Source organism: Candidatus Limnocylindrus sp., from assembly GCF_040397215.1.
Classification (GTDB): domain Bacteria; phylum Chloroflexota; class Limnocylindria; order Limnocylindrales; family Limnocylindraceae; genus Limnocylindrus.
This window is the reverse complement of record NZ_JBBAWK010000021.1, coordinates 1-14,137: the sequence shown is the minus strand read 5'-3', so window position 1 is coordinate 14,137 and position 14,137 is coordinate 1. Positions and strand designations below refer to the sequence as shown.

Annotated in this window: 12 protein-coding genes and 1 tRNA gene; all 13 read right to left on the bottom strand. The window is 62.0% G+C overall.

Annotation, left to right across the window (positions count from 1 at the left end; translation table 11 throughout):
• The coding region (fusA, locus tag AC3LCN_RS05285) for an elongation factor G (RefSeq protein ID WP_488649028.1) at positions 1–1,351 on the bottom strand (1,351 nt) is incomplete at its 3' end.
• A 9-nt stretch (positions 1,352–1,360) separates the two neighbouring features.
• A complete protein-coding gene (rpsG, locus tag AC3LCN_RS05280; protein ID WP_445844837.1) occupies positions 1,361–1,828 on the bottom strand; it encodes a 30S ribosomal protein S7 in 468 nt (155 codons plus the stop codon).
• A gap of 3 nt (positions 1,829–1,831) precedes the next feature.
• Positions 1,832–2,263, bottom strand: coding sequence for a 30S ribosomal protein S12 (rpsL, locus tag AC3LCN_RS05275; RefSeq protein WP_488649027.1), 432 nt, complete (start codon positions 2,261–2,263; stop codon positions 1,832–1,834).
• Positions 2,264–2,407: 144 nt separating this feature from the next.
• The gene (gene rpoC, locus AC3LCN_RS05270) at positions 2,408–6,910 is read right to left on the bottom strand and encodes a DNA-directed RNA polymerase subunit beta' (protein ID WP_488649026.1); all 4,503 of its coding nucleotides are present in this window, start codon (positions 6,908–6,910) and stop codon (positions 2,408–2,410) included.
• 26 nt (positions 6,911–6,936) lie between these two features.
• Entirely contained in the window at positions 6,937–10,284 is a 3,348-nt protein-coding gene (rpoB, locus tag AC3LCN_RS05265) for a DNA-directed RNA polymerase subunit beta (RefSeq protein ID WP_488649025.1), read from the bottom strand.
• A gap of 185 nt (positions 10,285–10,469) precedes the next feature.
• Positions 10,470–10,859: a 50S ribosomal protein L7/L12 gene (gene rplL, locus AC3LCN_RS05260; RefSeq protein ID WP_488649024.1), complete on the bottom strand. Its 390-nt coding sequence runs from the start codon at positions 10,857–10,859 to the stop codon at positions 10,470–10,472.
• 63 nt (positions 10,860–10,922) lie between these two features.
• Positions 10,923–11,450 (bottom strand): 50S ribosomal protein L10, encoded by a 528-nt coding sequence (gene rplJ / locus AC3LCN_RS05255; protein ID WP_488649023.1) that lies wholly within the window; start codon positions 11,448–11,450, stop codon positions 10,923–10,925.
• Positions 11,451–11,738: 288 nt separating this feature from the next.
• A complete protein-coding gene (rplA, locus tag AC3LCN_RS05250; protein ID WP_488649022.1) occupies positions 11,739–12,443 on the bottom strand; it encodes a 50S ribosomal protein L1 in 705 nt (234 codons plus the stop codon).
• 62 nt (positions 12,444–12,505) lie between these two features.
• Positions 12,506–12,931, bottom strand: a complete 426-nt coding sequence (gene rplK, locus AC3LCN_RS05245; RefSeq protein WP_488649021.1) for a 50S ribosomal protein L11 — start codon at positions 12,929–12,931, stop codon at positions 12,506–12,508.
• Between the two features lie 24 nt (positions 12,932–12,955).
• On the bottom strand, positions 12,956–13,549 hold the full coding sequence (gene nusG / locus AC3LCN_RS05240) for a transcription termination/antitermination protein NusG (RefSeq protein WP_445844802.1): 594 nt from the start codon (positions 13,547–13,549) through the stop codon (positions 12,956–12,958).
• Positions 13,550–13,586: 37 nt separating this feature from the next.
• Positions 13,587–13,772 carry a preprotein translocase subunit SecE gene (gene secE / locus AC3LCN_RS05235; RefSeq protein WP_488649020.1) on the bottom strand — a complete coding sequence of 62 codons (186 nt, stop codon included), beginning with the start codon at positions 13,770–13,772 and terminating at the stop codon, positions 13,587–13,589.
• A gap of 54 nt (positions 13,773–13,826) precedes the next feature.
• Positions 13,827–13,902: transfer RNA gene (locus AC3LCN_RS05230), tRNA-Trp, on the bottom strand.
• A 24-nt stretch (positions 13,903–13,926) separates the two neighbouring features.
• Positions 13,927–14,091, bottom strand: a complete 165-nt coding sequence (gene rpmG, locus AC3LCN_RS05225; protein WP_445844801.1) for a 50S ribosomal protein L33 — start codon at positions 14,089–14,091, stop codon at positions 13,927–13,929.
• Positions 14,092–14,137: the final 46 nt, after the last annotated feature.

Sequence of the window (14,137 nt, the reverse complement as noted above, 5' to 3'; positions counted from 1 at the left end):
CGATGCGGGTCTGGCCCGACTCCTGGTCGGTGTGCACGCGGAAGGTTGGATCCTCCTCGGCGAGACGCTGCAGGGCGACGCCCATCTTCTCCTGGTCGGCCTTTGTCTTCGGCTCAACGCTCAGCTCGATTACTGGATCTGGGAAGGTCATCGACTCAAGCACGATTGGGTGCTCTGGATCGCAGAGGGTATCGCCCGTGAAGGTGTCCTTGAGGCCAACGGCTGCGGCGATGTCGCCGGTTCGAACCTCATCAATCTCTTCGCGGTGGTTGGCATGCATGCGGATCAGGCGGCCGATGCGCTCCTTCTTCCCCTTTGATGGGTTGAGCACGTACGAACCGGCCTTGAGCACGCCAGAGTAGACCCGGAAGAAGCCGAGCTTCCCAACGAACGGGTCTGCAGCGATCTTGAAGGCGAGCGCTGCGAACGGTGCCTCGTCCTCGACTGGGCGTGACATCTTGTTCTCAACGTTGCGCGGGTCCGTCCCCTGAATCCCAGGTACGTCGAGTGGGCTTGGGAGGTAATCCACAACGGCGTCGAGCATCGGCTGGACGCCCTTGTTCTTCAGGGCTGAGCCGGTCAAGACCGGAACAATCTTGTAGCCGAGGGTGCCGACGCGGATCCCTTCGCGGACCTGCTCTGCGTTCAGGGTGCCCGTCTCAAGGTAGATCTCGGTGAGCGCGTCGGTCTGGCCGGCCGCCTGGTCGAGCAGGAAGGCGTGCCACTTGTCGGCCTCAGCCTTGAGCTCGGCGCGGATCGGTCGGCGCTCGCTCTGCTCGCCCTTGTCGTCGAGGTAGACGATCTCTTCCATGGCGATCAGGTCAATGACGCCTTCGAACTTATCTTCGAGGCCGATTGGGAGCTGAAGTGGGACGGCGTTGGCGCCGAGGCGGTCCTTGATCATGTCAAAGCAGCGCCAGAAGTCGGCGCCGGTTCGGTCAAGCTTGTTGATGAAGCAGAAGCGCGGGACGGCGTGGCGGTCAGCCTGGCGCCAGACGGTTTCGGACTGTGGCTCTACGCCGGCAACGCCGTCGAAGATGACGACTGCGCCGTCGAGTACGCGGAGCGAACGCTCCACCTCAACGGTGAAGTCCACGTGCCCGGGCGTATCGATGATGTTGATGACGTGATCCTTCCAGGCGCAGGTCGTAGCGGCGGCGGTAATGGTGATGCCGCGCTCCTGCTCCTGCTCCATCCAGTCCATCGTTGCGGCGCCCTCGTGGACCTCGCCGATCTTATGGATCTTCTTGGTGTAGAAGAGAATCCGCTCAGTGACCGTGGTCTTACCGGCGTCAATGTGCGCAATGATGCCGATGTTTCGCGTTTGAAGGAGCGACGTTGCTCGTGCCATCTCTCGCCCCTAGAACCGGAAGTGGCTGAAGGCCTTGTTCGCCTCCGCCATCTTGTGGGTCTCTTCGCGTCGCTTCACTGCGGCGCCGAGGTTGTTCGATGCATCGAGGAACTCAGCGGCGAGCTTGTCAGACATGCTCTTCCCGTTGCGCTTGCGTGCAGCCTGCACCAGCCAGCGCACACCGAGGCTCAAGCGGCGCTCGCCGCGAATCTCAACGGGGACCTGGTAGGTGGCGCCACCGACGCGGCGCGGCTTCACTTCGATCAGTGGTGTTGCGTTACGCAGGGCGAGGTCGAGCACCTCAAGGCCTGGGCGGTTCGCCTGTGACTCGACACGTGCAAGCGCTTCGCGAAGGATGCGCTCTGCGAGTCCGCGCTTGCCGCTCAACATCACCTTGACCACAAAGCGGTCAACGGTTTTGTTCAGTGGAACAACTTCGTACTTAAGCTTGCGTGGGACCGTTGTACGACGTGGCATCGCTTACTTCTTCTTGGCGACGGCTTGTTCAGCCTTCGCGCCATACTTAGAACGGCTCTGCTTGCGATCCTTCACGCCGGCGGCATCGAGTGCGCCGCGAACGATGTGGTACTTGACCGAAGGAAGGTCCTTCACGCGGCCGCCACGAACGAGCACAACGCTGTGCTCCTGGAGGTTGTGGCCAATGCCTGGGATGTAGGCGGTGACTTCCATCTGGTTGGTGAGCTTCACGCGGGCGATCTTACGAAGAGCGGAGTTCGGCTTCTTCGGGGTCATGGTGCGCACGATCAAGCAGACACCACGCTTCATCGGGGCGCCCTCTGCGGACTCCTGACGCTGCTTAATGCCGTTCCAGTTCTTGCGGAACGCTGAAGCCTTGATCTTCGAGACCTTCGGCTTGCGACCCTTTCGAACGAGCTGACTAATCGTAGGCACGTTTTACGCGCGCTCCTTCTCTATTCGATTCCACTACTGGCGTGATGTCAGGGCGGGATTGCCCTTTGTGCACGGTCGCGGAGCGTAGCAGTCAAGCACGAAAGGTGTCAAAGCACCCCCTTGCGGGACGGCTGAGATCCGCCGTTAGGCTCCCCCCTCGTCGCCCTTTGGGGCCTCGGCGGCGTCCGCCAAGAAGGGGTTTGCCTCGGTTTCGCCCTCCGCTGCCGGCTTCTCCTCGGTGAGGAGGGCCACCAGCTGCGAGACGTCGTCCTGGCTCGCTCCACCCTCTTCGGACTCGAGGAAGACGTTGAAGTCGTCCTTGCCGAAGTCGGTTGGCAGGTCGCCACCGGCCAGGGCGGCCGCAGCACGAAGCTTCTCGGCCTCCTTGCGGGCGGCAACCTTGTCTGGGGCACCCGTACCGGCTGGGATGAGCTTGCCGATGATGACGTTCTCCTTGAGCCCCACGAGGTAATCGCGGGCACCGGTGATCGCCGCCTCGGTGAGCACGCGGGTCGTCTCCTGGAAGGAGGCTGCCGCGAGGAAGCTCTCCGTGTTCAGGGAGGCTTTTGTTACACCCAAGAGCTGCGGAGCCGCGGTTGCCGGCTCCCCGCCCTCGGCGAGGACTCGGGCGTTCTCACGCTCGAAGGCGAGACGGTCGGCGAGCTCGGTTGGGAGCATATGCGTGTCGCCTGGGTTGTCGACCCGCACCTTGCGCAGGAGCTGGCGGACGATGATCTCGATGTGCTTGTCGGAGATTGTTACACCCTGGCTTCGGTAGACCTTCTGGACCTCCTTGACGAGGTAGTTCTGCACCTCGGCTCGACCGCGAACCTCGAGGAGCTCCTGAGGGTCGAGCGGGCCATCGGTGAGCGGGTCGCCCGCGCGGACGCGGTGGCCACTCTTCACCAAGAGCTTTGCGTTGTGAGGGATTGGGTACTTCGATGCCGGGACAACGTCTTCGGCGCGAATCACGAGGCCGTCCGTTGACTTCACGAGGAGACCCTTCACCGGAGCGGTGAGGTCACCCGTCGTTGCCGAGGTACCGATGAGCTGGCCAGCCTCGACAAGATCACCCTCGCGTACGGTTAGCACTGCATCAATTGGCAAATCGAGTTCAATCTCGTACTTCTCGCTGTGAGTGACTTCCACGATGGTGCCCGCATCGCTGCGGATCACTTCGACAACGCCATCGATGCGGCTGATCTCGGCCTTACCCTTCGGCTTGCGTGCCTCAAAGAGCTCTTCGACGCGCGGCAGACCGGCAGTGATGTCGAGCCCGGCGACGCCGCCGGTGTGGAACGTGCGCATGGTGAGCTGTGTGCCCGGCTCGCCGATCGACTGCGCCGCCATGATGCCGACCGACTCGCCCATCTCAATGAGCTTGCCCGTGGCAAGGTTGCGGCCGTAGCAGGCTTGACAGACGCCAGCAGGGGCGACACAGGAGAGTGGCGAGCGTACGTCAACAACCTCAACCTTCGTGGCAGCGGCGATGCCCGCCGAATATGCCTCATTGATCTCTTCGCCGCGCATGATGGAGTGGCTCGCATCCAACTTGATCTCTTCCGCCGCAATGCGGCCGAGGAGTCGGCGCGCGAATGCGGCTCGCAGATCCTTCATGTCGGGATGGTCAGCGGCGATTGGCCATTCGGTGCCTGTGACGTCGGCCGTGTCGGCGAGCGTGATGTGCGTCGCCTCTGCAGTTCCGCAATCCTCGATGCGCACGATGACGTCCTGCGCCACGTCAACGAGACGGCGCGTGAGGTAGCCGGAGTCTGCGGTTCGGAGCGCCGTATCGGCAAGACCCTTACGCGCACCATGTGTGGAGATGAAGTACTCGAGCACCGTCATTCCCTCGCGGAAGTTTGACTTCACAGGGACGTCGATGATGCGGCCCGATGGGTCGGCCATGAGCCCGCGCATTGCGCCGAGCTGACCGATGTTGCCCTTGTTTCCACGGGCACCTGAGTTCGTCATCATGAGGAGTGGGTGGAACTGCGGATCGCGGCCGCCCTTCTTCGTGTTCAGCTCCTCCATCATGGCGGTGCCGATATCGCCGGTGGCCTTCTGCCAGACGCGGATCACGTTCTTGTAGCGCTCCTCGTCGGTGATGAGGCCCTGGGTGTACTGGTCACCAACCTTGGCGACATCCTTGTCGGCCTCGGCGATGATTGCCTTCTTCCCCTGCGCCATGGCGATGTCGAAGACAGAGATCGTCATTCCGCCGCGGGTTGCCGCCTCAAATCCAACCCGCTTGATGCCGTCGGCGAGGAGTGCGGTCTCGACCTTGCCGAGCAGCTGGAACGAGCGGCTGATCAACTCGCGAAGATCGGCGCGAGCCAGTGAGCGGTTCTCGAAACGAAGTCGGTCTGGCAAGATCTCGTTGAACTTCACGCGACCAATGGTGGTCTCGATGTGCTGGTCAACGAGCCCCTCGCTCTTCTCGTCCCACACCTTGGCAACCACGTCGATTGGTGCATGGATCGCGATCTGGCCGAGGTCATAGGCGAGGAGCGCTTCGGTCTCGTCGGAGAAGCGGCGTCGCTTGGCGCCGTCGGCCAAGGCTGTCTCCTGTGTCAGGTAGAAACAGCCGAGCACGATGTCCTGGGTCGGCGAAACGATTGGTGTGCCGTCGGCTGGCGACAAGAGGTTGTTCGATGAGAGCATCAGCTCGCGTGCCTCTTGCTGCGCCGCCTCGGAGAGCGGCACGTGGACCGCCATCTGGTCGCCGTCGAAGTCGGCGTTGAACGCCGTGCAGACGAGCGGGTGGATCCGGATTGCGGAACCCTCGACGAGCACCGGCATAAATGCCTGGATGCCGAGTCGGTGCAGGGTTGGCGCACGATTGAGCAGCACCGGGTGGTCCTTGATCACGTCGGCGAGCACCTCCCACACCACGTCGGTAGCGCGCTCGGTGAGGCGCTTGGCGCTCTTGATGTTATGCGCGTGGCCCAACTCAACAAGTTGGCGCATGACGAATGGCTTGAAGAGTTCGAGCGCCATCTTCTTTGGGATACCGCACTGGTGCAGTTTCAGCTCCGGGCCAACCACGATGACGGAGCGGCCCGAATAGTCGACGCGCTTGCCGAGAAGGTTCTGGCGGAATCGCCCCTGCTTCCCCTTGAGCATGTCGCTGAGCGACTTGAGTCGGTGATTGCCGGTGCCAGAGATGGCGCGCCCACGTCGGCCGTTGTCGATGAGGGCGTCGACCGCCTCCTGGAGCATGCGCTTCTCGTTGCGCACGATGATCTCAGGCGCACCGAGTTCGATCAGGCGCTTGAGGCGGTTGTTGCGGTTAATGACTCGACGATAGAGGTCGTTCAGGTCGGAGGTGGCGAAGCGACCACCGTCAAGCTGCACCATTGGACGCAGATCTGGTGGGATCACCGGAAGGACCGACATGATCATCCACTCTGGTCGTGCACCGGAGCGACGGAAGGCTTCAAGGAGGCGGAGTCGCTTGATCGCCTTCTTGCGGCGCATGCCGGCGGTGTTGCGCACTTCAACGGCGAGCTCCTTGGATTCGGCGTCAAGGTCCATGCGCTCGATAAGTTCGCGGACCGCCTCGGCACCCATGCCGGCGCGGAAGATGCGCGCGCCACGTGGCCGCTCACTGCCAAACTTGGCGTCGAGGGTACGGAAGCTGTCGAGCTCGTCTTCACGGCCGATTTCTGGAAGCAGCTGGAATGCCTTCAAGCTGAGCAGCGCCTTCTTCTCCTTGGCAATCTCTTCCTTGCGGCTTTGTGCAGAAGTCTTAGCGTTGGCGCGCAGTGCGCCGACTTCGCCCTCGGCGAGCGCCTTCAGGTCGGCCTTCTTCTGCTCCCCCTCCTTGGCGATCGACTCCTTGAGTGCGGTGAAGTTCTGCTCGTCGTCGATGGAAGCCTGGGTCAGCACGGCGCGAAGTCGCGCCTTCCCCTCTTTGCCGCCGAGTGCGCCGTCGGCGACGATTATTTCTGCGGTGGTATCAAAGACGATGGCGCCGTCGGCCTTCTCTTCGCCGAGATCGTTGATCGCGCGCTCGGTGACCTGTGCCGCCTCGCCCATCGCCTGGGCGCGCTCCGCGCGGTCCGATTCAACCTGCTCAAGCCGAGCGCGAACTTCACGCTCGAGCTCGGTGAGCTGGCGCTTCAGTCGTGCATTGATCTCGCTCTCCTCTTCGGCCGTTGCGCCACCGCCACGTCCAGCGAGCTCGTCGTCGAGACCCTTCAGGGCCTCCTTGCGTGCCTCTTCGTCAACGCTTGTGACGATGTACTGCGCGAAGTAGAGAACTTTCTCAAGGTTGCGCGGTGAGATCTCCAGGAGGGTGGCCAAGCGGCTCGGGGTCCCCTTGAAGTACCAGATGTGCGACACCGGGCTCGCCAATTGAATATGGCCCATCCGCTCACGGCGCACCTTGCTGCGTGTGACTTCAACGCCGCACTTGTCGCAGATGATGCCCTTATAGCGAATGCGCTTGTACTTTCCGCAGTAGCACTCCCAGTCGCGCGTTGGCCCGAAGATGCGCTCGTCGAAGAGGCCGTCCTTCTCTGGCTTCAGCGTGCGGTAATTGATCGTCTCAGGCTTCGTGACCTCGCCCTTCGACCAGCCGCGGATCTGCTCAGGGCTCGCCAGCGCTACGCGAATCGAATCGAAATTATTTACTTCAACCATGGTCTCTCCTCGCCCCTACGCCGCGCTCAATTGTCTTCGAAGCCAGAGAGGTTGATCCCGAGGTTCGGCGTGGCGTAGCCAGCCGGATCCTCGAGCAGATCAATGGTCCCATCGTCTTTATTCAAGATGTCGACACTGATGCCAAGGCTCTGGAACTCCTTTACGAGCACCTTGAACGACTCAGGCACACCTGGCGCCTGAATGCGCTCGCCCTTGACGATCGCCTCGTATGCCTGCACGCGGCCGACAACGTCGTCGGACTTCACCGTGAGAATCTCCTGCAGAATGTTTGCGGCGCCATAGGCATAGAGAGCCCAGACCTCCATCTCGCCGAAACGCTGGCCGCCGAACTGGGCTTTGCCGCCGAGTGGCTGCTGCGTAATCAGGCTGTATGGACCGGTCGAGCGCGCATGGATCTTGTCTTCAACAAGGTGGTGCAGCTTCAGCATGTAAGTGATCCCGACCGTGATCGGGCGATCAAATTCCTTGCCACTCTTGCCGTCACGCAAAGTGATCTTGCCGTCAGATGGCAGGCCTGCAGCCTCTAGCTCCGCGATGATGTTCTCTTCGGTGGCGCCGTCAAAGACTGGCGTCGCCCCCTTCAGGTTCTGCTTCGCAAGAGCCCAGCCTAGGTGCGTCTCGAGGAGCTGGCCGATGTTCATGCGGCTCGGCACGCCGAGCGGGTTGAGAATGATGTCGACTGGGGTGCCGTCTGGCAGGTAGGGCATGTCTTCGACCGGCAGGATGCGCGAAACGACGCCCTTGTTGCCGTGTCGGCCAGCCATCTTGTCGCCGACCGAGATCTTGCGCTTCTGAGCAATGGAGACGCGCACCAGCTGGTTCACGCCTGGGGCGAGGTCAACCTCTTGACGGTTGAACTCGCGCACTTCGACAACGGTGCCGCGCTCGCCGTGTGGGAGTCGCAGCGAGGAGTCCTTCACCTCGCGCGCCTTCTCGCCGAAGATCGCGCGGAGGAGTCGCTCTTCAGCGGTGACCTCAGTCTCACCCTTCGGCGTGATCTTGCCGACCAGGATGTCGCCAGGGCGCACATCGGCGCCCACGCTGATGATGCCGCGTTCGTCGAGACTCGCGAGGAGCTCCTCAGGAACGTTGGCGATGTCGCGCGTGATCTCTTCTGGCCCGAGCTTAGTGTCGCGTGCCTCGATCTCGTGCTTCTCAATGTGGATTGAGGTAAAGACGTCCTCGCGCACGAGTCGCTCGCTGATGATGATGGCATCTTCGTAATTCGCCCCCTCCCACGACATGTAGGCGACGACGATGTTCTGGCCGAGGGCAAGCTCGCCCCCTTCGGTCGACATGGAGTCGGCGATCACCTGACCCGGCTTCACACGATCGCCAACCTCAACCGCTGGGCGGTGGTTCAAGCAGGTCCCCTGGTTTGATCGCACGAACTTCAGGAGTGGGTAGTGATCGAAATCCTTCTTATTTGCCGCATCGTCTGGCTCAACCACGATCAGGTCGGCGGCAACGGATGTGACAACACCTGGGCGGCGCGCAATGACCACCTGGCCGGAGTCGCGCGCGGCCCGACCCTCAACACCGGTGCCAACAACTGGAGCGTGAGGCTGTAGGAGCGGAACCGCCTGGCGCATCATGTTCGAACCCATCAGGGCGCGGTTTGCGTCGTCATGCTCAAGGAACGGAATGAGCGCGGTGGCCACGGAGACCACCTGCTTTGGCGATACGTCCATGAAGTCAACGCGCGTTGGCTCAACGAGCTCGAATCCATCGCCCTTACGGCAGTAGATGCGCTCGCCTACAAGGTGCGAGTTGCTATCGAGCTCGGCGTTCGCCTGGGCGATCGCGTAGCGCTCCTCTTCGTCGGCGGCGAGATAGATCACGTCGGTCGTGACGCGACCCTCCTTGACGCGGCGGTATGGCGACTCAATGAAGCCGAGCTCGTTGACGCGGCCGAAGGTTGCGAGCGAGCCGATCAGGCCGATGTTCGGGCCTTCTGGCGTCTCAATTGGGCAGATGCGGCCGTAGTGGCTGTGGTGGACGTCGCGAACGTCGAAGCCGGCGCGCTCTCGCGAGAGTCCGCCTGGTCCGAGGGCCGAGAGGCGTCGCTTGCTGGTGAGTTCGGCGAGTGGGTTGGTCTGATCCATGAACTGGCTCAGCTGCGAGCCGCCGAAGAACTCCTTCATTGCGGCCACAACTGGGCGCACGTTGACTAGCGCACTTGGCGTTGCCTTATCGTCTTCCTGAATCGTCATCCGCTCCTTGATGACGCGCTCCATGCGCAGGAGGCCGACGCGGAAGGCGTTCATGATCAACTCGCCATTAGCGCGCACGCGGCGGTTGCCAAGGTGGTCTGTCACGTCACGATGTGCACCACCCTCGTTTGCGAGGATCAGGTGACCAACAATTGCGGCGAGGTCTTCGCGGGTGAGCGTGCGCACCTCTGGACCTGGAAGCTCGATGCCCATGCGCTCTGCCGTCTCGCTGAGGCGCTGGGTGAACTTGTAGCGACCGACCCGACCCAAGTCATAACGTCGCCCATTGAAGAAGAGGTTCTCAACGAGCGATCGTGCGTTGTCGCCCGTTGGTGGATCGCCAGGTCGCAGTCGCTTGTACACCTCAACGAGCGCCTCGCTGCGCGTTGCGGTGCCATCCTTCTCGAGCGTGTTTGCAAGATACGGATGCTCAGGATTGCTGGTGAGTCGTGAGAAGAGTCCGGCGATCTCATCATTGGTCTCGTAGCCAACGGCGCGAAGCAACGACGTGGCGGCAATCTTGCGCTTGCGATCAACCTTGACGTAGAGCTGATCCTTGCCGCTCGTCTCGAACTCGAGCCATGCGCCGCGATTTGGAATGACCTTCGCCGACCAGAGGCCGCGACCCGAAACAGCATCAACTGTGTCGGTGTAGAAGACACCAGGCGAGCGCACGAGCTGCGAAACAACAACGCGCTCCGCGCCGTTGATGATGAACGTGCCCTGTGTGGTCATCCATGGGAAGTCGCCCATGTAGATCTGTTGACGACGGATCTCACCAGTCTCAAGAACCTTCAACTCCGCATTCACCATCAGTGGGCGGGCGTACGTGAGGTCCTTTGCGCGGGCGTCATCTTCGGTGACCTTCACGTCCTTGAACTCATAGTCGAGGAAGTTCAGCTCCAGGCGCTTGCCGGTGAAGTCACGGATTGGGCTGATCTCTTCAAGGAGTTCAGCGAGGAAGGTCTTTGTGCCCTTTGGCAGCGGTGTCGCGCCAGGGATCCACTCAGGGCCGACAAATGCGGCGAATGAGTTAGTCTGTAGGTCAATGAGGTTTGGAATTTCGAGAATTTCAGGGATGCGCGAATAGAACTTGCGGCCGCCGATGGCGTTGGCACTAGCTGCGGTACGAGTTACCATGCGGCGGCTCCTTCGTCGATCCTGGACGCTCGGCGATATTGACGCTGTTAAGTGGTCGCCCAAGGGCGAAAGGAGATACTAGACCCCACAGCCAAACCTGGCAAGCGGGGCATCCTGGAGCTCCTCCAGGGAGGGGGTGGCGCTCCCCCCGTCCCAAGCTGGGGCGGGGGGTATTCGCCAGATTGTTACTTGATCTCGACCTTGGCGCCAACCTCGGCGAGCGCGGCGGCGATCTTCTCGGCGTCGGCCTGGGAGATCCCCTCCTTGACGGCCTTCGGAGCGGCGTCCACCAGGTCCTTCGCCTCCTTGAGCCCGAGACCGGTGAGCTCACGCACCACCTTGATGACCTGAATCTTGTTTGCGCCGACCTCTGAAAGGATGGCCGAGACAGAGTCGCTGCCAGCGGCCTCACCACCTGCTGCGGCGCCACCGGCGACTGGAGCGGCGGCGACGGCGACTGGAGCGGCGGCGCTAACGCCGAACTTCTCCTCGAACGCCTTCACGAACTCGGAAAGCTCTAGGACGGTCATCTCGCTGACGGCCTCGAGCATCTGATCGGTAGTGAGCTTCGACATGGTTCTCTCCTTCTTCAGCCCAGATGGGCTGTATTGTTACAAAATGGACCGGACTACCGGCGGTTAGGCCCCTTCGGACTCGCGCTTCGTCTTCAGCCCACCGAGGGCGTAGCCCAGCTTCTGCAGCGGAGCGTTGAAGAGGAAGGCGAGCTTCTGGACCGGTGCCTGGAAGGCTCCAGCCACCGTGGCCAAGAGCACTTCGCGGCTTGGGAGCTTCGAGAGCGCCGTCAACTGGGCGAGGTCGAGAATCGACGTCCCCAGGATGGCCCCCCTGACCTCGGCGGCTGGGTAGGCCTTTAGGGCCGCCAGCACCGACTTAGCCAAAACCGCCTCGTCTCCGGTACCGAAGGCAATCGCCGTCGGCCCGAGGAGTTGTGACGGAAGGGTGGCGTTCCCCGCCTCGCTTGCGGCGACACGCATCAGGCGGTTCTTCACCACCCGGTACGTGATCCCCAGCGGCCGAAGCGTGTTACGGACGGCGGCGAAATCCGACACCGTAAGTCCTCGGTACGAGGTAAGGATGAGCCCACGGCTCTTCGACAGCTCGTTTGCGAGCGAATCGATCGTGCTGCGCTTCTTCTGCGTTGGCACGGTTCCTCCTTCTCTGGACGCACGGGCCGGTGCGTCTCGGCGGATGCAGCTGGCACCCCTGCAACTCTTCGCGTCACAGGGGGTCGCGCGTTCCGCGAGAAACCCTCTGCCTCAGCATGCCCACTCGTTGGTCGACCTTGCGGTTGACCTCTGAGTGGCTTAAGTCCCCTGCCTCGCGGCGGGGGTCACAGGCCCTCTTCGGCGAATCGTCGTATTTCGTCTCCCGAGCGTCTCCACTCGGGCGCTACTATTGTCTGCCGGCCAACCGGGCCGACGCGGATGGGGAGTCTACCCCGCGACCGCCAGTAGTGCTGGCACGTCAACGGCAACACCAGGCCCCATGGAGGCTGAGATGCTGACGCCCTTGATGAAGGTGCCCTTCAGCCCTGTTGGCTTTGAGCGGTTCACCGCGTCGAGCAGGGTCGCCAGGTTTCCGACGATCTGCGCTTCGCTGAAGCTCGCCTTGGCGAAGCCGAGGTGGATGATCGCGGCCTTGTCGACCTTGAACTCCACGCGGCCCGACTTCAACTCGGCGATGGTGCGCTCGAGGTCGTTGGTGATCGTGCCGGCCTTCGGGTTCGGCATCAGGCCCTTGCGGCCAAGCACCTTACCGAGCTTACCGACCTGACCCATCATGTCTGGCGTTGCAATGGCAACGTCGAAGTCGCTCCAGCCGCCGTCAACCTTAGCGATCAGATCGGCGGCGCCGACCTCATCTGCGCCGGCCTTCGTCGCCTCGTTCGCCTTCTCGCCCTGGGCGAAGACGGCGATACGTACGCGCTTTCCGGTGCCGTGTGGGAGGCCGATGGTGCCACGCACCATCTCATCGGACTGCCGTGGGTCGACACCGAGGCGAATGTGTACCTCGATCGTCTGGTCGAACTTCGCGGTCGCGGTTTTCTTCACCAGGGCAGCGGCCTCGGTTGGCTCGTACTGCTTCTCTGGATCGACCAACTTTGCCGCTTCGATGTAACGCTTACCGTGCTTTGCCATTTTGCTTCCTCCTTGTCGGCCGCTTGGCGGCCTCCCCCTTCACCGCGGGGTTGCGGCGATCGTCAGGCGACGACCTCTACTCCCATGGACTTTGCTGATCCCTCGATCATCTTGCAGGCTGCCTCAATCGTTGGAGCGTTCAAGTCAGCCATCTTCTTGGTTGCAATCTCTTGCACCTGTGCGCGCGTGATCTTGCCAACGTTGCCCGCCTTGTGATCACCAGCGCCCTTCTCAATGCCCGCCGCCTTGCGAATCATGTCCGCAGCCGGTGGCGTCTTAAGTACGAAGGTGAACGAGCGATCCTCGAAGATCGTGATAACGGCAGGAATAACCTCGCCCTTGCGGTCGGCGGTCTTCTCGTTATACGACTTCGTGAACTCGACGATGTTGATGCCGTGAGGCCCGAGGGCCGTACCGACAGGTGGCGCTGGAGTTGCCCCGCCCGCGGGGAGCTGCAGCGTGACGGTTGCGCGAATCTTCTGTGCCATGGTGCGCTCCTCTCTACTCTCGGATTACAGCTTCGACACTTGGAGCAGGTCGAGTTCCACAGGCGTCTCGCGCCCGAAGATCGAGACCAACACCTTGACCTTGCTTCGCTCTGGGTCGATATCTTCGACCGTGCCAACGAAGTCTGAGAATGGGCCGTCGTTCACCCGGACCGACTGGCCCTTGACAAAGGCGACCTTGACCGTTGGCGCCTGGCCGACGCCGAGCTGTCGCAGGATCTGCTTCACCTCGGTCTCGGTGAGCGGCACTGGGTCGGCCTTCATGCCAGGGATGGCGGAGCCGCCGACAAAGCTCGTGACGCCCGGCGTGTTGCGCACGACGTACCAGCTCTCCGGCTCCATGATCATGTCGACGAGCACGTAGCCCGGGTAGATCTTCTTCTGCACGGTCGTACGCACGCCGCTGCGAATGACGATCTCGTCTTCCATCGGCACAACGACCTGGAAGATGCGGTCCGACATATCCATCGACTCAATGCGGTGTTCGAGGTTCGCCTTCACCTTGTTCTCAAATCCTGAGTAGGTGTGGATGGCGTACCAGTGTCGCTTCGCTGTTGGCGCCGGCTTCTCAGCGGCGGCGCTTCCGGTCTCGGGGCTCAGTGCATCAGTCACAGGTTTCTCCTCGTAGTCCAGATACTCAGGCGGGGTTGATCAGCTTGAGGATTTCGGTAAAGAGCAGGTCCCAGAAGGCGATGTAGAAGCCAACGACCAGCGAGGCGACGAAGACGAGCAGGGTCAGCACGCGGACCTGTGCGCTCGTTGGCCATGCCACCTTGCGCAGTTCCGAGATCGCCTCCGAGAAGAACTTTCGGATTCGCTTCACGCTCGTTTGCTCCTTCGCTTCACTTCACTCCCTCTGCGGCCGTAGCCGAGAGGCTGGCAGGGGCGGCCGGACTCGAACCGACAACAACCGGTTTTGGAGACCGGGACTCTACCAATTGAGCTACGCCCCTACTGATGCTCTCCTTGCTCCTGACCTACTTCGTCTCGCGATGCATGCGCTGCACGCGACATCGCGGGCAGTACTTCATCAGCTCAAGACGATTCGGATCATTGCGCTTGTTCTTACGCGTCGTGTACGTGCGCTCCTTGCACTCCGTGCACGCGAGTTGCAGCGTGGGTCGGTTCTCTGCCTTCGCCATCTGCTACTCGGTGATCTTCGTGATCGAGCCGGCGCCAACGGTGCGG

Bases quoted from the DNA above. Each gene is read 5' to 3' on its own strand.
- rplK (WP_488649021.1), bottom strand. From the start codon at position 12,931: ATGGCACAGAAGATTCGCGCAACCGTCACGCTGCAGCTCCCCGCGGGC.
- rpoC (WP_488649026.1), bottom strand. From the start codon at position 6,910: ATGGTTGAAGTAAATAATTTCGATTCGATTCGCGTAGCGCTGGCGAGC.
- rpoB (WP_488649025.1), bottom strand. From the start codon at position 10,284: ATGGTAACTCGTACCGCAGCTAGTGCCAACGCCATCGGCGGCCGCAAG.
- rplA (WP_488649022.1), bottom strand. From the start codon at position 12,443: ATGGCAAAGCACGGTAAGCGTTACATCGAAGCGGCAAAGTTGGTCGAT.
- rpsG (WP_445844837.1), bottom strand. From the start codon at position 1,828: ATGCCACGTCGTACAACGGTCCCACGCAAGCTTAAGTACGAAGTTGTT.
- rpmG (WP_445844801.1), bottom strand. From the start codon at position 14,091: ATGGCGAAGGCAGAGAACCGACCCACGCTGCAACTCGCGTGCACGGAG.
- rplL (WP_488649024.1), bottom strand. From the start codon at position 10,859: ATGTCGAAGCTCACTACCGATCAGATGCTCGAGGCCGTCAGCGAGATG.